Origin of the sequence: Vibrio sp. TBV020 (assembly GCF_046056895.1) — a bacterium.
Lineage (GTDB): Bacteria > Pseudomonadota > Gammaproteobacteria > Enterobacterales > Vibrionaceae > Vibrio.
The window spans coordinates 1,574,384-1,593,246 of sequence record NZ_JBEEAQ010000001.1 but is presented as its reverse complement, the minus strand read 5'-3'; the positions used below and the strand labels follow the sequence as shown (position 1 = coordinate 1,593,246).

Sequence of the window (18,863 nt, the reverse complement as noted above, 5' to 3'; positions counted from 1 at the left end):
CCTTACCGTTGACTAGGGCTGTTAAGTTTACAAGGGGATTTCAATGCCTATCGCAGTCGCTTCCCCGCCCCCAATACAGATAGCAGCAACGCCTCTCATCACTTTTCGATTCGAGGCATCACCATTTACACCCATTGATTGCAATTGTCGTAAAGCATAAATAAGCGTTGTCAAAATCCGTGCTCCGCTCGCTCCAATAGGATGCCCTAATGCACAAGATCCACCTTTTACATTGACCGTATTGGGGTCAATACCAAGCTCTTTCACGGCGATCTGTGTCACCACCGCAAAAGCCTCGTTTATTTCCCACAAATCGACATCGTTAACCTCCCAATCGAGTTCTGCCAATAATTTCTGAATGGCATAAACAGGAGCAACCGTAAACTCAGACGGTTTACGTGCATGTGTCGCATGGGCTTTAATCACCGCTAATGGGTTTAGGTCTTGTTTCTTGGCCAGTGCAGAATCAATAACAATCAACGCAGATGCGCCATCTGAAATTGCACTAGAGTTGGCAGCCGTGATCGTCCCGTCGCGAGCAAAAGCAGGCTTCAACTGAGGTATCTTGTTTAAGTTAATTGAGGGTGGAAGTTCGTCGCAATCTAGGCTTTCACCACTGTCGAGTTCAACCGGGACAATTTCAGTTTCAAAGAGTTTCTGTCGGTGAGCTGATAACGCGCGTTGAACCGACAATGCCGCCCATTCATCCATATTCTCGCGACTAAAACCAAGTTGGTTAGCCACTCTTTGACCATACACTCCCATCAACTCACCTTCGTAAGCATCCTGTAATCCATCTAGAAACATATGGTCGAATGTGGTTTTATGCCCCATTCGCATGCCACTTCGTGATTCTTTCAGCAGATATGGAGCATTAGTCATACTCTCCATGCCTCCAGCTACTGCACACTGTATAGAGCCGGCTTTGATCATATCGTGAGCCAACATCACCGCTTTCATCCCGGAGCCACACACTTTATTGACCGTCGTGCAAGGAACACTAGTATCAATCCCTGCACTTAATGCTGCTTGTCTTGCCGGCGCTTGACCACAGCCAGCAGGGAGTACGCACCCGATAAAGACTTCATCAATCAAATCAGCCGCAAGCTTGCTACTCTCCAAAGCAGCTTGTATGGCAACAGCACCTAATTGAGGCGCACTTCGCTTTGAAAACGCACCTTGGAATTTACCCAAAGGGGTGCGTTTTGCTGCAACTATCCATATTTCTTGTTGTTCCATGCGCCGTCCTCTTTGACATCGCGTTACTCAATCAAGCAGTCCCTCTACAAAGTCCATTCATTACTTCGAGCATTGATTAAGGCCAGATATAATTTCTTGACGTTTACGTAAGCATAGCACTAACATTTACGTAAACGTCAACTTTGAAACAAAGATTAATTCATCGTGACTTTAAACCTTATTGCCCAAGAAAAAGGAATCATCAATCAGTGGACAAGTACAAGATTAGCGACCTCGCCAAAGAATTTGACATTACGACCCGTAGCATCCGCTTTTACGAAGATGAGGGGCTAATTCAACCAGAACGTAAAGGCAGTATGCGCATCTATAACCGTCGTGATAAGACGCGCCTTAAGCTGATCCTTAGAGGCAAACGACTTGGCTTTTCTCTCGCTGAAATACGTGAGCTGTTTGAACTGTACGATACGCATCAAGGAGAAACTCAGCTGACTGAAATGCTGAAAATCATTGATGAAAAGGAAGCGCTATTGATGCGCCAGATGGAAGACATTGAGAGTATGCTAGACGATTTAAAAGTGGCTAGAACTCGTTGTGAACAAGCGCTAGAGACTCGAAAAGCGAGTTAGAATTTCCCAACTGTATGTCTTCGATTTTATTGTCATCGCCGATAACTCGGAGGCATTATGTTATCCCAATACTCCTCGCTCAATTTCGGGCTAGATGAAGAACTCAGTTTACTGCGTGAACATGTACAAGGCTTTGCTCAGCAAAACATCGCGCCACTCGCGAGTGAAATTGATCAAGACAATGCGTTCCCAAATCAGCTTTGGCCAATGTTTGGAGCGATGGGCCTGTTAGGTGTCACCGTTGATGAACAGTATGGCGGCGCAAACATGGGGTACCTGGCCCATGTGATAGCGATGGAAGAAATTAGCCGAGCTTCCGCCTCAGTAGCATTAAGTTATGGTGCTCACTCCAATCTTTGTGTAAACCAAATCTTTCGAAACGGCGACGATGCCCAACGAGCAAAATATCTTCCTAAACTCATTGATGGTTCTCATATTGGCGCCCTCGCCATGAGTGAACCTAACGCTGGTTCTGATGTTGTATCCATGCAGCTTAAAGCAACGTTAAATGGCGACTATTACCTACTCAATGGTTCTAAAATGTGGATCACGAATGGCCCCGATGCCGATGTAATTGTTGTCTATGCGAAAACACAACCCGATAAAGGCTCCCACGGTATTACGGCTTTCATCGTTGAGAAGAGTTTTGATGGTTTTTCCCATGCTCAAAAGCTAGACAAGCTCGGTATGCGTGGTTCAAACACGTGCGAATTGGTATTCGACAACTGCCCAGTACCAAAAGAAAACGTTTTAGGTGAGTTAAACCAAGGCGTTAAGGTACTAATGAGTGGCCTCGACTACGAGCGTGTTGTTCTTGCTGCTGGCCCACTTGGAATCATGCAAGCATGTTTGGATCTTGTCATTCCTTATATCCATGACCGCAAACAATTTGGTCGCTCCATCGGTGAGTTCCAGCTTGTACAAGCAAAAGTGGCGGATATGTATACCCGAACTAATGCTGCCCGCGCCTATCTGTATACTGTCGCCAAAGCCTGCGACAACCAACAAACCACACGCAAAGATGCCGCTGGCGTCATTCTTTATTGCGCTGAACTCGCGACACAACTCGCATTAGATGCGATTCAATTGCTTGGTGGCAATGGCTACATCAACGAGTTCCCGGCTGGTCGACTGCTGCGTGACGCCAAGCTTTACGAAATCGGCGCAGGTACTTCTGAGATCCGTCGAATGCTGATCGGACGCGAACTGTTTGAAGAGTCAAGATAAGGATGCCCCATGCCTATAATCAAAACTAAGATTAAGCCTGAATCAGAACTCTACCAAAAGAACAGCGCTGCCATGTCGGAACTGGTTACTACACTGGAGGCTGACATTGATAAAATCAAACTTGGTGGCGGGTCTAAAGCAATTGAGCGCCAACGCACCAAAGGCAAATTACCCGTTCGAGAGCGTATAGAAAAACTGTTAGATGACAATAGCCCGTTTCTTGAAATTGGCCAATTTGCCGCATGGAAAGTCTACGAAGACGAGATCCCCTGCGCGGGTGTGGTCGCGGGCATTGGTAAGATCAATCAAGTAGATTGCATGGTGATCGCAAATGACCCATCAGTCAAAGGGGGAACCTATTATCCCCTTACGGTAAAAAAACACTTAAGAGCACAAGAAATCGCTCAAAAATGCCAGCTACCTTGTGTTTATTTGGTCGATTCAGGTGGCGCTAACCTCCCCCATCAAGCTGAGGTTTTTCCCGACAAAGAGCACTTCGGTCGAATTTTCTATAATCAAGCCCGCATGTCAGCGCAAGGCATTCCACAAATAGCCGTTGTCCTTGGCCTGTGTACAGCAGGTGGCGCTTACATACCCGCTATGGCCGATGTATCTATCATCGTCAAGCAGCAAGGGACGATCTTTCTTGCTGGCCCGCCTTTAGTTAAAGCCGCAACTGGTGAAGTTGTCACAGACGAAGAGCTCGGCGGTGCCGATGTTCACTGCCGTAAATCAGGGGTAGCGGACTATTACGCTCAAAATGAAGTTCATGCGTTAGAGATAGCGAGAGAAGCGGTATCTAACACCAACGTTACACCACTTAGCTCTAATGTATCTAGTAGCGCAGATAGCGGCTTAACCCCTCATTATGACGCTACAGAGCTGTATGGCATCGTGAATTCAGACCTACGCTTATCGTTTGATGTAAGAGAGATCATCGCTCGCATTGTCGATGATTCAGAATTTGATGAATTTAAAGCCCTATTTGGTGCAACCCTCGTTTGTGGCTTTGCTCGTATCGCTGGCCAGCTCATCGGTATTGTTGCCAACAACGGAATTTTGTTCTCAGAGTCAGCACAAAAAGGCGCTCACTTTATTGAGCTATGCGCTACACGAAAAGTCCCTTTACTCTTTTTGCAAAATATCACTGGCTTTATGGTTGGTAAGAAGTATGAAGAAGGCGGCATTGCCAAAAGTGGGGCAAAACTTGTGATGGCCGTAGCCTGCGCTGACGTGCCTAAATTCACCATCATTATTGGTGGCTCTTATGGAGCAGGAAACTATGGGATGTGCGGGCGAGCCTACGATCCAACGATGATGTGGATGTGGCCTAACGCTCGTATTTCAGTGATGGGTGGGGAACAAGCTGCGGGTGTTCTTACTCAAGTCAAAAGCCAGGTGATGCAACGCCAAGGTCAAGATTGGCAAGAACAACACCAACAGGAATTTAAACAAGAAATCTTGGATTTGTATAACACACAAGGTCACCCTTATTACGCTAGCGCTCGGCTTTGGGATGACGGCATCATCGATCCCAAAGAAACCCGCAATGTATTGTCTTACGCACTGAAAATTTCTCTTAATGCTCCAGTTGCCGAGAGTAAGTTCGGCATATTTAGAATGTAGGTGATTACCATGTTATCTTCTGATGCTGAAACCATCCACTACCACATAGATTCTAATGGCATGGCTCACGTGCGCCTTAGTCGCCCTAACGTAGCCAATGCCTTTAACGATAAAACGATTTCTGAGCTCGTCGCGACACTAGAGACTCTCTCTTCATACGCAAACATTCGCGGGCTGATTCTCACCGGTGAAGGCAAGCACTTCTCATCTGGTGCTGATATCAACTGGATGCGTTCTATGGTCAACAAAAACAAAGAAGATAACCAACACGATGCGTACCAACTAGCGACACTTCTAGAAAAGCTCGATACCTTTCCGCATCCCACCTTAGCCATAGTTAACGGATGCGCTTTTGGCGGTGCTCTGGGTCTTATTTGTTGTTGCGATATGGTCATCGCACATGACAATGCCAAATTTTGTTTGAGTGAGGTTAAGCTCGGGCTAGTCCCTGCCACCATCGCCCCTTACGTTATCCGCGCAATAGGCGTTCGTCATACACGGCGATATATGCTCAGTGCTGAGGTGATTAATGCAGAACGTGCTCTTGATTTAGATCTTATCCATCAAGTAATCGACCAAAGTCAAAGTGAACAAATCGTAGCAGCGTGGATAGCCAATACATTAACTCTCGCCCCACATGCGCTGGCAACCAGTAAACGACTGTGCGCAAGATGCGAGCAAGTGGTTGTCGATGGCCCGTTAAAGCGCTATACCAGTGAACTAATCGCCGAGGTTAGAGTCTCTGATGAAGGCCAAGAGGGATTGAGTGCGTTTCTCGATAAACGATCCCCCAACTGGATTTAAGCAGGCTACGCTATGGACAAAAGCTACTCTAATGCCTTTTTCTCTTCCTTACCTAAGTCGATTAAGATCGTTGAAGTCGGCCCTCGCGATGGCCTTCAAAACGAAAAAGCAGTGCCACTAGAGGTAAAAGTAGAGCTTATCAATCAGCTATCGCAAACTGGACTTACTCATATTGAGGCAGGTGCGTTTGTCTCCGCCAAAAAAATTCCACAAATGGCCAATTCCGGCCAAGTATTTCAACGTATACAGCGCCAACCTGCTATCACCTACTCTGCCCTAACGCCAAACGTCCAAGGACTAGAACAAGCGATCGAAGGTAACGTCGATGAAATCGCGGTGTTTACCTCTGCTTCTGAGAGCTTTTGCCAACGAAATATCAATTGCTCGATCTCGGAGAGCTTAGACCGATTCAAGCCGGTCATCGAACTCGCAACCAGACACAACATTCCAGTAAGAGGCTACCTCTCTTGCGTGGTAGACTGCCCCTACGATGGTTCAACAAACCCACATACTGTCGCAGATATTGCTAAGCAAATGCTTGATATCGGCTGTTATGAAATTTCGCTGGGCGACACCATAGGGACAGGCACGCCACTAAGAGTCGCCACCATGCTAGATGCGGTTCTCACCATCACTAACAAAGAACATATTGCAGTTCACTTTCACGACACCTATGGTCAAGCAATCGCCAATATCTATCAAGCGTTGTTAATAGGGATCTCGGTTATCGATTCAAGTGTCGGAGGACTCGGTGGCTGCCCATATGCAAAAGGCGCATCAGGAAATGTCGCCACTGAAGATGTACTATATTTGTGTCAGGGGCTTGGAATAGAGACTGGTGTGGATTTAGAAAAAATATTAGAAGTAAAACAGTTTGTTGGTAATCAAAACATCTAAGCGGTTTCTCTTAAGATAATAGTTAAAGGTTACTCATTTAACTTTGTACCAAACAAGCTAAGTAAGTAACCCTATTCTATATCTATTTAAGCGATGAAATTAGTTTGAAAGCTCTCTTCGAACGATCTCTGCACCCGCACTTAGCGCATTCAGTTTCGCAGAGGCGACGTCTCTTGCTAGAGGGGCCATACCACAGTTGGTACATGGGTAAAGTTTATCCGCATCGACAAATTCTAGCGCTTTGCGAAGTGTCTCAGCGACCTCTTCTGGGGTTTCAATGGTGTCAGTCGCGACATCTATCGCACCCACCATCACCTTTTTGCCGCGCACAAGTTCCAGTAACTCAATTGGAACGCGAGAGTTATGACACTCAAGAGAAATGATGTCGATATTCGATTTCTGCAGCTTTGGAAATACTTCTTCGTATTGGCGCCACTCTGTACCTAACGTTTTTTTCCAGTCCGTGTTCGCTTTAATGCCATAACCGTAACAAATGTGGATTGCTGTTTCGCACTTAAGCCCTTCAATCGCTCGCTCTAAACAAGCAATGCCCCAATCATTTACGTCGTCAAAAAATACATTGAATGCAGGTTCATCAAATTGGATGATATCAACACCCGCAGCTTCAAGCTCTTTAGCTTCTTGATTGAGGATCTTAGCAAACTCCCAAGCTAGCTTTTCACGGCTTTGGTAATGATCATCATAAAGCGTATCGATCATTGTCATAGGACCTGGTAATGCCCACTTAATTGGCTTGTCCGTCTGTTGGCGTAGAAACTTAGCATCTTCAACAAACACTGGTTTTTGACGACTTACTGGGCCAACAACCGTTGGAACACTTGCCTCATAACGATTGCGAATTGTCACCGTCTTGCGATTTTCAAAATCAACGCCGCTCAAATGTTCAATAAAAGTCGTGACAAAGTGCTGACGCGTTTGCTCACCGTCACTAACGATATCAACGCCCGCTTTCTGTTGTTCTTGCAGTGACACACGCAGAGCATCGTGCTTGCCATCAATCAGTTCTTCACCTTCGAGTTTCCAAGGTGACCATAGTGTTTCTGGTTCTGCTAACCAAGATGGTTTTGGCAGACTACCTGCCGTCGAAGTCGGTAATAGTGTTTTCATAATCATTCTTCCTTGGTGACTTCTAGGCGTAGTTTTCTGCCCATTGATTCAAGACAGTTTGGTACGGTTTAATAAAGTTCTCTTCAGCAAATTTACCTTGCTCAATCGCCAAACGACTACGCTCTTCTCGGTCATAAACAATCTGTGTGAGAGAATGGTCACTGTTCTTAAGGCTTGGTTGGTAAGACTTTCCAGCTACCGCATTGGCATTGTAAATCTCAGGGCGGTAGATTTTTTGGAAGGTTTCCATCGTACTGATCGTACTGATCAACTCCAAGTTAGTGTAATCATTCAATAAGTCACCGAAGAAATAGAAAGCGAATGGGGCAACACTATTCGGCGGCATAAAGTAACGAACCTGTAAGCCCATTTTTTGGAAATATTGTTCAGTTAGCGATGATTCATTCGGCTCATATTCGTAACCTAAAACAGGATGTTGGTTTTCAGTTCGATGGTAAGTCTTATTATCTGAAACACTTAAACATATAACCGGTGGCTTTTTAAAGTTCTGCTTGTATTCTTCCGAATTGACAAAGTGTTTAAATAGTTTTCCATGTAACTCACCAAAATCTTCTGGAATCGAAAATTGTGGTTTGCCTTTATTATGATCTAACAGGCGAACACTAAAATCATAATCACGGACATACGAAGAGAAGTTATTTCCGACTATACCTTCAATTCGCTCGTTCGTTTTATTATCAACGATATAAGTTTTCAATACTTCAATTGATGGAAAGCTTTCGCCGCCCGTTTCAATGTCCATATCAACTGACACTATCTCTAGCTCGACAGAGTAACGATTGCCATTTGGGTTATCCCAATGTGCTAGAGCGTTAAAATTATTGTCAATCATCTTAAGGGCGTTACGTAGGTTCGATTGACGACTCTCACCTCTCGCTAAATTAGCAAAGTTAGTCGTGATTCGAGTACTGTTTGATGGATGATAATTCTCATCGAGACGAATGCTCTTGATTGTAAAAGTGAAGTCGTTAGCCATGTTGATCTTGTATCCTATATCCTTAGATGAAAGCTGAATTTTTCTCTTACTCTTTCCCAGGCTTATTCGTTATTTTTGCTTTCCCAGTTGCCACTTCTCGACTTTCAGTTCTTAGATAGAAACAGTCAAATAGCCGTTGGAACATCGTGGTCACAGAGTAGAGACATATTTATAGCTTGATTCATTGTCAGAACAACAATGGTTTTCTTTCACAATCAACATGAGAAATATTCATGTTTCATTATTTTTTAAGAAGTTATATTAATGGGCGTAAGACAATATAAATACATTAATAAGGGAATATCCCTATCTATAGTGAGAGGTAAATGGAGTGACTGAGTTGCTATTATTGGTTTTATACTGCGCTTTATTAGGCAGTGGTGTGGGTTTTTTAGCAGGATTATTAGGGATAGGTGGAGGATTGGTTATTGTTCCAATTCTGAGCATCATATTGCTCCAATTTGAAGTATTGCCATCAGAGCAAGTCGTCATCGCTGCGATTGCTACCTCGCTGGCATCGATACTGTTCACATCTACGTCTTCAGCAATAGCACACCATAAAAAAGGCAACGTACCATGGGAGCTCGCACCTTGGATAATGACAGGCGTTGCACTAGGTGCCTTAGTAAGTGGTTTTATGGCAGCGCTATTACCAGAACAAGTTGTTCGAACTGTATTTGCTGTCAGTGTCGTACTTATTGCATTAAAGCTGTTTTTTAGCAGCACTAAGAGTGACACGGAGCCAGAACGAAAAATGCCAAACAAAGGTCTATTGACTGTATTAACGACCATTACAGGTGGGCTCTCTGCCATGATAGGGATCGGCGGAGGAGCGTTGTTAGTTCCTTTACTTACGTTCTTCTCGATTGATATGAAAAAGGCGATTGGTTGCGCGTCTGCATGCGGTATTGTCATCGCACTATTTGGCTCAATTGGATATATCAGCTCTGGAAGCGGTCACTACAATCTATCGGATGGATTCGCTGGATTTGTTTATCTTCCGGCACTATTTGGCATCGTCAGCACCTCTTGGTTTACTGCCCCACTAGGCGCGAAAGCAACCCAAGCCCTGCCCGTTTCAACAATTAAAAAACTTTTTGCGGTTTTACTACTGGCAATGGCGACCAACATGGCGATGGCTTAAACAGACATAACTAAAGAGATATTGTGTGGCAATGTACTTAACGACCTGTCACACATACTTCTAGATGAAGTAGCGCTCACAACGGTTGTGTGATGACCAAACATATACGTTTCAGATAGATACAAAAAGTCACGCAATTAAGCGCGTTATATGGTTGTTTTGAAGCTAATAAGAAGGATTGGAGCGTACTACGGGAATCGAACCCGTATCATCAGCTTGGAAGGCTGAGGTAATAGCCATTATACGAAGTACGCTTTTTGTGGTCTAAGTATTGGAGCGTGCAGCGGGAATCGAACCCGCATCATCAGCTTGGAAGGCTGAGGTAATAGCCATTATACGATGCACGCATCATCGTGAAGACCAATTCAATATGCCACATCTGACTGAAAAGAAAAGCCTTTTCTTCGTTAATTGCTCTAAGTGGCGAACTAAGCATCAATTTAGTGTGAGTATGCTGCTCTTATCGTCACTTTGCCTGAGTATCTTCATACACTAGAAACAATTAAGCTCAAGATAGAAACCTTGAGCTTTTATAGTTTTTAATAGATATAGCTTATATATCAGTCACTAAGCGTTGTTCGAATTGGATATGAAACCCCTATCAAGAATTATGATGCTGGAACACTCTCTAACTTGTTTTAAATTGTGCCATTTCGCCATTTAGCTCCTCTACCTGACCACGTACTTGGCTAGATATTTGTGCCGAGGAATTCGAAATTTCAGCAACGCCTTCTACCGATGAAATCACTTGACCCATTAATGACTGAATCTCGTCCGTCGCGTAAGATTGTTGCTGAGCAGAGCTGAGTAGGTCTTGCATTTGCTGATTAAGAGCTTCAATCTGTTGAGTGGTCGAACTCAACGTACCATGAGCTTTCTCTGTATGTTCTGCCCCTTCTTCAGCCAGCGCTTTGCTTTTCTCTATTTCATTAACGACAGCTTTGGTTGAAGCCTGAATCGCATTAACGATGTTGTTGATTTCCGTTGTTGATTCCGTTGTTCGGGTTGCGAGCATGCGTACTTCATCAGCAACAACAGCGAAGCCACGACCATATTCTCCGGCGCGAGCGGCTTCAATAGCGGCATTTAACGCCAACAAGTTGGTCTGTTCAGCAAGACCTTCTATTACTTCAGTGACACGCCCAATCGCTTCACTTTCTTTACTCAGTGCGTCAACTTGAACGCTCGCTTTTCCAATCGTACTGTGCAAGGAACCAATCGTAGTTTTGTTGAGATCGAGTGCTAGTGAGCCTGCTTCTATTTGTGCTTTCGACTCAGCTAGATTACTCACAGACTGCTCTGCTTGATGAGCAGTGTCCGTTGCTGACTGGCTGACATCACTTACCTGTTGACCAACCAAGTCCATGGTCGTTTTTTGGCTATCAACTTGAGTCACTGTACGCGCGTTGGCATTAAGTAACTCACTCATGCTCTCGCTTACCGTGTTAGCTTTAGTCGTCACCCCTTTTACAATGTTCGCCAGCTCATCATTCATTTTGTTGATAGATTGAGTCAAACTTGCTAATTCATCACTACCTTCTACATTGAGGGCTGGCTGTGAAACATCGCCATCTGCAATCGACTCTGCTCGCTTTGAAATTACGGAAACTCGACGACCAATACTCTTACCCATAAAGTGTGCTGTCGAAACAGCGACAACCACTACGATAGCAATAGAGGCAATCAGAAGTTGTAAGACATTGGCCACCGACTGAAAAATGCCTTGTCCCGAATTATCAGCCTGCGCTTGCTGCTTGCTTATGATTGATTCCAAACTTGCATTCAGTGACTCTACGGCAGGTACAAGCTCATTAGCCATTTTCTGGTTAGATAGGTTCCAGTCTGGCGCCTTACGAAGCGCAATTACTTGTTCAGCCAGTGGAAAATAGAGTTGCTGCATCTCTTTAAATAATGACCATAGCCCTTGATCACTGCTTGAGAGTAATTCGACTTTAGAATCAATCTCAGCGACTGGTTTGGCATGAGCTTTCAAGAAGTCGTTATATTTATCAAGGTGCTCTTGCTTACCATAAAGAAGAAAGTCACGCATTGAAGAAAGGGCATTCGCTAATGATGTGTAACTATCAGCGTAAAGTCGAAACAGGCGTTTACGCTCTCCACCTTCCGAGTTACCGGCTTCATCATTGATCAACCCTTGTAGCTGGTCTAAAGCCACTTCCGCTATTGGTGCAGCTTCATTAATAAAGAGAGCATGAGCAGGTAAGTTTTCGTCGCTATGACTTAATTCCGATATTTCAGACAAGGAACTTGTTACCGCGCCCCACTTTGTCAGCAGTTCTTGATAGCTTTGTTCATCAATCAACTCTTCAAGAGAAAGAAGTAAGATTTCTACTCGGTCTACAGCATTCGTTAAATCATCTTGCTGTGCTTGTCTTAGTGACTCTTCCCCTCCGAGAAGCATGTATGCTCTTAACGAAGAAACCGTTGCATGAACAGATTGCTGAAGTGTGCGGCCAGCATCAACCGTAGGGAGATCCCTATCAAGTAGCGATGTTGTCTGTGTCTCTACAGTATTAACACTACGAAAAATAAAAAATGCGGAAACGATAAAAAGTACTGCAAGTGACAGAAAGCTTAGCTGCAACTTCCCTGATATCGTGAGTTTCATCCATCTAACTCCTAATATTTAGCTCGGCACCAATATAACTGCTATTACAATTATGTAAAACAGTTGTTATTCACGTTTTCTAAACTTTAGTTATAAGTTTAGCCATGACAGTAACAAAGGCTAATTTTAGGAAGAGCTGTGTGAATTATGGGTATGAAGGAATCAGAGTATGCGGATAAAAATAAAGGCCCTTAAACATTGCGCATAAAGGCCTTAAGCAATTAGATGTGAGTTGTTGCTACGTAGTTTGACAGCTCATCGTTTGATACTGTTGTTACGTATTCATCATTTAAGTAAAACGCAACGCTGTTTTCAGCCTTCTCACCGCGTAGTACTTTTTGCGTACCATCAATGTAAGTAATGTCCATTTGCATCGTGTTTTCATCGATTTGCTGCATGGTTGCATGCTCAACGTTAGAGTTGTTAGATAGCGGTACATCTTTTAGTGAGCTATCTAGGCTATCGTTTACTTTGATGTAGTTCTTAGTTGGAGTATCAACTACAGCTGGAGATTTGCCTGAAAGTGGGTTTGTACCAGTCCAGAATTCAATCGCGTTGATTACAAATAAATCCGCCGCACCTGCAATACCGTACACAGGAGAAAGAAGTAGGAACATCCCTTCACGACCGTAACGGTTATCAACGATTTCTAAGTTGAACTTTGATACTAAGCCTGTTGTTGCCATTTGACCCATACAACCTGTTAAAGAAGTCAGACCTAAACCTGCAACGATTGCCACTTTTAGAACGTTTGCTTTCATAATTACCACCATCATTATTTGATGGTCGCAAATAATACTCCTGAATCTTTTCAGGTCTACAGCTCACTAGTACATTTTACATAAAGCTAACTGTGTTAAGTTCATGTTTTTTATTAGGTTAATTCCTACAAAATGAGAAATACCCAAATGCCCATCCTTGCCATGGTTAACACGTTAAGAAATAGCATACTCTACGTTGTTAATACGCAACAGTAACAATATCTTTGTCTGTTAATCTAGAGCATCCATGCCTATTTATTTGCTTAATTTGTAGTCAAGCGGTTTTATCTACAACTGAACAGAACAACATTTAAGCCCAAACAACCACCCAACCTTAAGACTTAAATACCAACTTTCAGCAATTTATTAGTTAATCAAACCAACATTTAATCGATCAACTAGCGAAAATTAGAATTGTTCGCTAGATCATATTTTCCGTCAAAGATGTTGCTTAGGTATTTATAAAATGAATAATAGCCAAGGTTACAAAAATGTAACAAAACACAACTTAATATAAATATTACTAATATAAAACTCTATTTACAGGCAGGAAAAGTATGACAAAGCGTATTTCGCTGGCCATATTGGCAAGTCTATTCGCAGGTAGCACTGCAGCATCCAATTTGGATGACAAAATCAACGAAGTCGTTGCACCTATCGTTAACCCTTTTGTAGGGATGATCTTTTCGACCATTCCGTTCCCTTTTACTGACGTACAGGTGCCGTGGATCGTTCTTTGGTTAGTTGTTGCGGCAACTTTCTTTACCTTTTACTTGGGCTTCATTAACGTTCGCGGCTTTAAGCACGCGGTTCAATTGGTATCCGGTAAATTCTCTGATCCGAAAGCAAAGGAAGATGGCGAGGTTTCTCACTTCCAAGCCCTAACGACTGCCCTTTCCGGTACGGTAGGCTTAGGTAACATCGCAGGTGTTGCTGTCGCTGTATCTATCGGTGGTGCCGGCGCAACATTCTGGATGATCCTTGCTGGTCTATTAGGTATGTCCAGTAAGTTCGTTGAATGTGCATTGGGTGTAAAATACCGTAACACTAACCCTGATGGCTCTGTTTCTGGTGGTCCAATGTACTACCTAAGCAAAGGTCTAGCACAGCGTGGTAATGCGGCACTTGGTCGTACTCTCGCAGTTCTGTTCTCTGTATTCGCCATTGGCGGTGCATTGGGCGGCGGTAACATGTTCCAAGCGAACCAAGCGTTCAAACAAGTTGTTGGCGTGACGGGCGGTGATGCTTCGTTCTTCGCAGATAAAGGTTGGTTGTTCGGTCTGATCCTAGCAGTAATCGTTGGTATTGTTATCATTGGCGGCATTAAGTCTATTGCGAAAGTGACTGAGAAAGTTGTTCCTTTCATGGCAACTATCTACGTCGGCGCTGCAGTTATCATCATTGCAATGAACTACGATCGAATTGACGATGCATTCGGTGCGATCTTCAATGGTGCGTTTACTGGCGAAGGTATTGCTGGTGGTGTGATTGGTGTACTTATTCAAGGTTTCAAACGAGCAGCTTTCTCGAACGAAGCCGGTGTAGGTTCAGCGGCAATTGCTCACTCAGCAGTAAAAACCAAAGAACCAATGTCAGAAGGTTTTGTATCTCTACTAGAACCGTTCATTGACACTGTCGTTATCTGTACAATGACAGCTCTTGTTATCATCATTACCGGTCATCTAGATACTGATACAGGCTTAGCAGGTGTAGAACTTACTTCTGCGGCATTCGGTAGTGCGATTAGCTGGTTCCCATACATCCTAGCAATTGCTGTTGTATTGTTTGCCTTCTCTACGATGATCTCTTGGTCTTACTACGGTCTAAAAGCCTGGACTTACCTATTCGGTGAGAGTAAAACAGCAGAGCTTATCTTTAAAGTAAAATTCTGTGTGTTTGTAGTAATTGGCGCAGCAATGAACCTTGGTCCAGTGATCGACTTCTCTGATGCGATGATCTTCGCAATGGCACTCGTGAACATTGTTGGTCTATACATCCTAGTACCAGAAGTGAAGCGTGACCTTGCAGACTACCTTGAGCGTTTCAATGCGGGCAAAGTTTACAAAGTTCAGCAACAAGCTAATTTAAAACAGCAAGCCGAATAAGCAAACTTAAAGATTGTTGAAAGCAGCAGACGTTGATCTGCTGCTTTTTTTTCACTTTTTTCATCTTCAGTTTTACAAACCATTATTCCACTGCTTCTTCGCTCGTAAGTATAAGCATCTAAGTTTTAAACGGAGTAAGCTCAGAAACTGGAATAATCCACCAGCGAGTTTCCCGTCCCTCTACCCTAGAACACCCTATCCCTTCCCTTTACCGAGCAAAATTTAACATTTTGATTACACTTATAGATAACCAGTGTGTTTGAAATTGTTCTCTACTTTCGTGAACGTTTTTAGATAAAAAGACACGTTCTTATTACACAGCTAGTAGGTTATTTCGAGACTCACAACAAATGTATGAAGTTTAGGTATCTATCTTGACGTCCATTCGAAACATGAACTGTACGTCAAAGAACATTGCTGAAAGGTGCGATCCACCTGATGCAATATCAAGGAGATAGTAATGAATGTTCAGACACTTCCTATGCTGAGATTTATCGACTTTCGAGGAGAGTCTGTTAATCAGCTACCTGCATGGGCAGACTCATCAACTTTGGTTCAGTTTTACAAAGATATGGTGTTAACACGCACCTACGACAACAAAGCTGTCGCTTTACAAAGGACAGGTAAACTCGGTACGTACCCTTCCCACCTTGGCTCTGAAGCATACGGCGTCGCAATTGGTCACGCTATGCATCCACGAGATGTATTTATCCCTTATTATCGTGATATGCCTGCGATGTGGGTTCGAGGTATCCCAATGGAGAAGAACCTACAATATTGGGGCGGCGATGAACGGGGTAGTGATTTTCGTGTCACTCCCGCTGATGGACGCCAACCCGAACACTGCCGTGATCTACCATTTTGTGTGCCTATCGCAACTCAGTGTACTCATGCCGTTGGGGTTGCTTCTGCTCTTAAAATCGAACATCAACATCATGCGGCCGTTGTTACCTGTGGGGATGGTGCTACCTCCAAAGGAGACTTTTTAGAAAGCATCAATTGCGCCGGGGCTTGGAATCTTCCACTCGTCTTTGTCGTCAACAATAATCAATGGGCAATATCAGTGCCTCGAACCCTGCAGTCGGCCGCTGAGTTTTTATCAGATAAGGCAAAAGGCGCTGGGATTCATGGTGTTACCGTAGATGGTAATGACATTGTCGCTATGTATGACTGTGTATTAGCCGCACTTGATCGTGCCCGCAAAGGTAAAGGACCAACATTAATTGAGGCAATTAGCTATCGCCTTAGTGACCATACTACCGCAGACGACGCTAGCCGCTACCGCAGCGAAAGTGAACTACAAGAAGCTTGGCAATATGAGCCTGTCATACGCTTGAAACACTATCTTATTTCTCAAAGCGCTTGGGATGATGAGCAAGAAGAAGCTTGGCTGCAAGCTTGTAAAGAGCAAGTCGAATCTGCTGTTGAGCATTATATGAATCTTCCACCTCAGGCTCCTGAAACTGCATTTGACTATCTATATGAGCGTGCACCCGCAGAACTTAATCAACAACGTGATTACCTGATCAACAAAGCGATGCGAATGCAAGGAGGCAAACATGGCTGAATTGACATTAGTAGAAGCGGTCAACCTCGCACTTCACCATGAGATGGATAAAGACGCCAATGTCGTAGTTTTAGGTGAAGATGTCGGCGATAACGGCGGGGTTTTTCGCGCAACAGTTGGGCTAAAAGAACGTTTTGGTTTGCGTCGAGTGATTGATTCTCCACTCGCAGAGGCGCTGATTGGCGGTGTCACCGTTGGTATGGCCTCACAAGGACTTCGTCCGGTCGCTGAGTTTCAATTTCAAGGCTTTGTCTTCCCTGCTATGGAACACCTAATGTGTCATGCTGCACGTATTCGTAACCGAACTCGGGGGCGCTTAACCTGCCCTGCTGTGTTTAGGGCCCCATTTGGCGGCGGAATACACGCTCCTGAACATCACTCCGAAAGCGTTGAAGCGTTATTCGCCCATATTCCTGGGTTTAAAGTCGTGATTCCATCTTCGCCACAACGCGCTTACGGTTTACTGCTCGCTTCAATCAGAAGTAATGATCCAGTGATGTTTTTCGAACCCAAACGTATTTATCGTACGGTCAAATCCGAAGTCATCGATAGCGGTGAAGCCTTACCCCTCGATACATGTTTTACGTTACGCAAAGGAAGAGACATTACCTTGGTGACTTGGGGAGCGTGTGTTGTAGAGTCATTGCAAGCTGCGCAAACTTTATCATCACAAGGGATTGAAGCTGAGGTAATCGATCTAGCCAGTATTAAGCCGATAGATATGGATACCATTTTACGTTCACTCGAAAAAACCGGACGTTTATTAGTCGTCCATGAAGCAAGCAGAACGTGCGGTGTTGGTGCTGAAATTCTCGCTCGGGTGGCAGAACATGCGATGTGTTTACTCAAAGCACCGCCTCGCCGCGTAACCGGAATGGACACCATCATGCCTTACTATCGCAACGAAGATTATTTCATGATTCAAGAACAAGATATTGTGCTCGCCGCTAGAGAGCTCGTGGAGGGATGGAAATGAAAACGTTCTTATTACCTGATCTCGGCGAAGGACTCGCAGAGTCAGAGATCGTCGAATGGCATATCAAAGTTGGTGATAGTGTTGAGTTAGACCAAGTGGTATTAACGGTAGAAACGGCTAAAGCGGTCGTTGAAGTCCCCGCTCCTTATTCTGGCGTCGTCGTTAGCCGTCATGGTGAAGCGGGCGACGTGATTAATATTGGCGCATTATTACTCGAAATCGAAGAGCAGCCTGAATTAGTGGGGTCGGCGTCAAGTAAACAACATAGCAAGGCTGATGCGGCCACCGTCGTGGGCAACGTTTCTCACACTGCACACCAAGTGGATGTTGACGATTTCTGGATTGGCAGCACTCATAACCCTTCAAACGATGAATTAGTCACCGCTCTGCCGTCTGCTCGCCTTTTGGCTAAAAAGCTAGGGGTTGATCTTCATGCGGTTCGCGGGAGTGGCGCCAACAATTTGATTACTGATGCCGATGTTTACACGGAAGCTCGTAAGCAAAGCCCTGGTACTGAAGTTCTAAAGGGTGCGCGCAGAACTATGGTTTCAACCATGTCGGAGTCTCACCATAATGTCGCCGCTGTTACCATCACTGAAGAAGCGAGTTTAGCCAGCTGGTCAACATCCGAAGACATTTCGGCTAGGTTGATTAAAGCGGTCGTTTATGCCTGCCAACAAGAGCCAGCCCTAAACGCTTGGTTTGATGCTGAAACCATGACTCGATGTGTACATAGCCGAGTTAATATAGGCATCGCGGTCGATAGTAGTCACGGCTTGTACGTTCCCGTTTTGAAACATGCCGAATCATTTAAAGACTCAGACATTAGGCATTGGTTAAATGAAACGGTACAAGGGATAAGGGAACGCAAAATTGGGCGAGAGAGCCTGCAAAACGCAACAATTACCTTATCCAACTTTGGTGCTATTGCTGGCATTTTCGCTACACCAGTTGTCTCACCACCTCAAGTTGCTATTGTCGGTGCAGGGCGAATCATTGAGCGAGTTGTTATGCAGGAAGGTAACCCTGTAGTAGTTAACGTAATGCCGTTGTCGATCACCTTTGACCATAGAGCATGTACTGGGGGTGAAGCAGCTCGGTTTACCAAAAAGCTTGTCGAACATTTACAAACCTAAATTAAAAACGCCGAGGTCAATCGTGAGCTCGGCGTTTACG

Annotated in this window: 15 protein-coding genes and 2 tRNA genes; 10 read left to right on the top strand and 7 right to left on the bottom strand. The window is 44.4% G+C overall.

Annotated elements, in window-relative coordinates; genetic code table 11:
• Positions 1-27: 27 nt before the first annotated feature.
• The gene (locus AAFX28_RS06950) at positions 28-1,239 is read right to left on the bottom strand and encodes a thiolase family protein (protein WP_408686732.1); all 1,212 of its coding nucleotides are present in this window, start codon (positions 1,237-1,239) and stop codon (positions 28-30) included.
• A 209-nt stretch (positions 1,240-1,448) separates the two neighbouring features.
• Here AAFX28_RS06950 and AAFX28_RS06945 point away from each other — a divergent pair, with 209 nt between their 5' ends.
• The 5 genes from AAFX28_RS06945 to AAFX28_RS06925 are packed head-to-tail and all read left to right on the top strand — an operon-like array spanning position 1,449 to position 6,380.
• On the top strand, positions 1,449-1,826 hold the full coding sequence (locus AAFX28_RS06945; RefSeq protein ID WP_408686731.1) for a MerR family transcriptional regulator: 378 nt from the start codon (positions 1,449-1,451) through the stop codon (positions 1,824-1,826).
• 57 nt (positions 1,827-1,883) lie between these two features.
• Positions 1,884-3,053 carry an isovaleryl-CoA dehydrogenase gene (locus AAFX28_RS06940; RefSeq protein ID WP_408686730.1) on the top strand — a complete coding sequence of 390 codons (1,170 nt, stop codon included), beginning with the start codon at positions 1,884-1,886 and terminating at the stop codon, positions 3,051-3,053.
• A 9-nt stretch (positions 3,054-3,062) separates the two neighbouring features.
• The gene (locus AAFX28_RS06935; protein WP_408686729.1) at positions 3,063-4,679 is read left to right on the top strand and encodes a carboxyl transferase domain-containing protein; all 1,617 of its coding nucleotides are present in this window, start codon (positions 3,063-3,065) and stop codon (positions 4,677-4,679) included.
• 9 nt (positions 4,680-4,688) lie between these two features.
• On the top strand, positions 4,689-5,483 hold the full coding sequence (locus AAFX28_RS06930) for an enoyl-CoA hydratase-related protein (RefSeq protein ID WP_408686728.1): 795 nt from the start codon (positions 4,689-4,691) through the stop codon (positions 5,481-5,483).
• Positions 5,484-5,495: 12 nt separating this feature from the next.
• The gene (locus AAFX28_RS06925; protein WP_408686727.1) at positions 5,496-6,380 is read left to right on the top strand and encodes a hydroxymethylglutaryl-CoA lyase; all 885 of its coding nucleotides are present in this window, start codon (positions 5,496-5,498) and stop codon (positions 6,378-6,380) included.
• Positions 6,381-6,479: 99 nt separating this feature from the next.
• Here the strand turns inward: AAFX28_RS06925 and AAFX28_RS06920 are convergent, their stop codons facing one another.
• Together AAFX28_RS06920 and AAFX28_RS06915 are read right to left on the bottom strand one after the other, a co-directional pair.
• A complete protein-coding gene (locus AAFX28_RS06920; RefSeq protein ID WP_408686726.1) occupies positions 6,480-7,508 on the bottom strand; it encodes a methionine synthase in 1,029 nt (342 codons plus the stop codon).
• Between the two features lie 22 nt (positions 7,509-7,530).
• Positions 7,531-8,505 (bottom strand): DUF1852 domain-containing protein, encoded by a 975-nt coding sequence (locus AAFX28_RS06915; protein WP_408686725.1) that lies wholly within the window; start codon positions 8,503-8,505, stop codon positions 7,531-7,533.
• A gap of 331 nt (positions 8,506-8,836) precedes the next feature.
• Between AAFX28_RS06915 and AAFX28_RS06910 the strand changes: the two genes are divergently transcribed.
• Complete coding sequence (locus tag AAFX28_RS06910) at positions 8,837-9,649, top strand: sulfite exporter TauE/SafE family protein (protein WP_408686724.1); 813 nt, start codon at positions 8,837-8,839, stop codon at positions 9,647-9,649.
• Between the two features lie 179 nt (positions 9,650-9,828).
• Here the strand turns inward: AAFX28_RS06910 and AAFX28_RS06905 are convergent.
• The 4 genes from AAFX28_RS06905 to AAFX28_RS06890 all read right to left on the bottom strand — a co-directional run bounded on the left by AAFX28_RS06905 (position 9,829) and on the right by AAFX28_RS06890 (position 13,039).
• Positions 9,829-9,903: transfer RNA gene (locus AAFX28_RS06905), tRNA-Gly, on the bottom strand.
• Between the two features lie 18 nt (positions 9,904-9,921).
• Positions 9,922-9,996: transfer RNA gene (locus tag AAFX28_RS06900), tRNA-Gly, on the bottom strand.
• 281 nt (positions 9,997-10,277) lie between these two features.
• Positions 10,278-12,278 (bottom strand): methyl-accepting chemotaxis protein, encoded by a 2,001-nt coding sequence (locus AAFX28_RS06895; RefSeq protein ID WP_408686723.1) that lies wholly within the window; start codon positions 12,276-12,278, stop codon positions 10,278-10,280.
• A 221-nt stretch (positions 12,279-12,499) separates the two neighbouring features.
• Complete coding sequence (locus AAFX28_RS06890; protein WP_408686722.1) at positions 12,500-13,039, bottom strand: DUF3332 domain-containing protein; 540 nt, start codon at positions 13,037-13,039, stop codon at positions 12,500-12,502.
• A 557-nt stretch (positions 13,040-13,596) separates the two neighbouring features.
• Between AAFX28_RS06890 and AAFX28_RS06885 the strand changes: the two genes are divergently transcribed.
• The 4 genes from AAFX28_RS06885 to AAFX28_RS06870 all read left to right on the top strand — a co-directional run bounded on the left by AAFX28_RS06885 (position 13,597) and on the right by AAFX28_RS06870 (position 18,823).
• Positions 13,597-15,144: an alanine/glycine:cation symporter family protein gene (locus AAFX28_RS06885; protein ID WP_408686721.1), complete on the top strand. Its 1,548-nt coding sequence runs from the start codon at positions 13,597-13,599 to the stop codon at positions 15,142-15,144.
• A 460-nt stretch (positions 15,145-15,604) separates the two neighbouring features.
• A complete protein-coding gene (gene pdhA, locus AAFX28_RS06880; protein WP_408686720.1) occupies positions 15,605-16,711 on the top strand; it encodes a pyruvate dehydrogenase (acetyl-transferring) E1 component subunit alpha in 1,107 nt (368 codons plus the stop codon).
• Positions 16,704-17,687 (top strand): alpha-ketoacid dehydrogenase subunit beta, encoded by a 984-nt coding sequence (locus AAFX28_RS06875; protein WP_408686719.1) that lies wholly within the window; start codon positions 16,704-16,706, stop codon positions 17,685-17,687. Before pdhA ends, AAFX28_RS06875 begins: the two co-directional genes overlap by 8 nt.
• Positions 17,684-18,823 carry a dihydrolipoamide acetyltransferase family protein gene (locus tag AAFX28_RS06870; protein ID WP_408686718.1) on the top strand — a complete coding sequence of 380 codons (1,140 nt, stop codon included), beginning with the start codon at positions 17,684-17,686 and terminating at the stop codon, positions 18,821-18,823. The genes AAFX28_RS06875 and AAFX28_RS06870 overlap by 4 nt, the downstream gene beginning before the upstream one ends.
• Positions 18,824-18,863 lie beyond the last annotated feature (40 nt).

Coding starts and splice junctions, on each gene's coding strand:
- AAFX28_RS06940 (WP_408686730.1), top strand. CDS start 1,884: ATGTTATCCCAATACTCCTCGCTCAATTTCGGGCTAGATGAAGAACTC.
- AAFX28_RS06890 (WP_408686722.1), bottom strand. CDS start 13,039: ATGAAAGCAAACGTTCTAAAAGTGGCAATCGTTGCAGGTTTAGGTCTG.
- AAFX28_RS06870 (WP_408686718.1), top strand. CDS start 17,684: ATGAAAACGTTCTTATTACCTGATCTCGGCGAAGGACTCGCAGAGTCA.
- AAFX28_RS06920 (WP_408686726.1), bottom strand. CDS start 7,508: ATGAAAACACTATTACCGACTTCGACGGCAGGTAGTCTGCCAAAACCA.
- AAFX28_RS06885 (WP_408686721.1), top strand. CDS start 13,597: ATGACAAAGCGTATTTCGCTGGCCATATTGGCAAGTCTATTCGCAGGT.
- AAFX28_RS06875 (WP_408686719.1), top strand. CDS start 16,704: ATGGCTGAATTGACATTAGTAGAAGCGGTCAACCTCGCACTTCACCAT.
- AAFX28_RS06930 (WP_408686728.1), top strand. CDS start 4,689: ATGTTATCTTCTGATGCTGAAACCATCCACTACCACATAGATTCTAAT.
- AAFX28_RS06915 (WP_408686725.1), bottom strand. CDS start 8,505: ATGGCTAACGACTTCACTTTTACAATCAAGAGCATTCGTCTCGATGAG.
- AAFX28_RS06895 (WP_408686723.1), bottom strand. CDS start 12,278: ATGAAACTCACGATATCAGGGAAGTTGCAGCTAAGCTTTCTGTCACTT.
- AAFX28_RS06950 (WP_408686732.1), bottom strand. CDS start 1,239: ATGGAACAACAAGAAATATGGATAGTTGCAGCAAAACGCACCCCTTTG.
- AAFX28_RS06925 (WP_408686727.1), top strand. CDS start 5,496: ATGGACAAAAGCTACTCTAATGCCTTTTTCTCTTCCTTACCTAAGTCG.
- pdhA (WP_408686720.1), top strand. CDS start 15,605: ATGAATGTTCAGACACTTCCTATGCTGAGATTTATCGACTTTCGAGGA.
- AAFX28_RS06935 (WP_408686729.1), top strand. CDS start 3,063: ATGCCTATAATCAAAACTAAGATTAAGCCTGAATCAGAACTCTACCAA.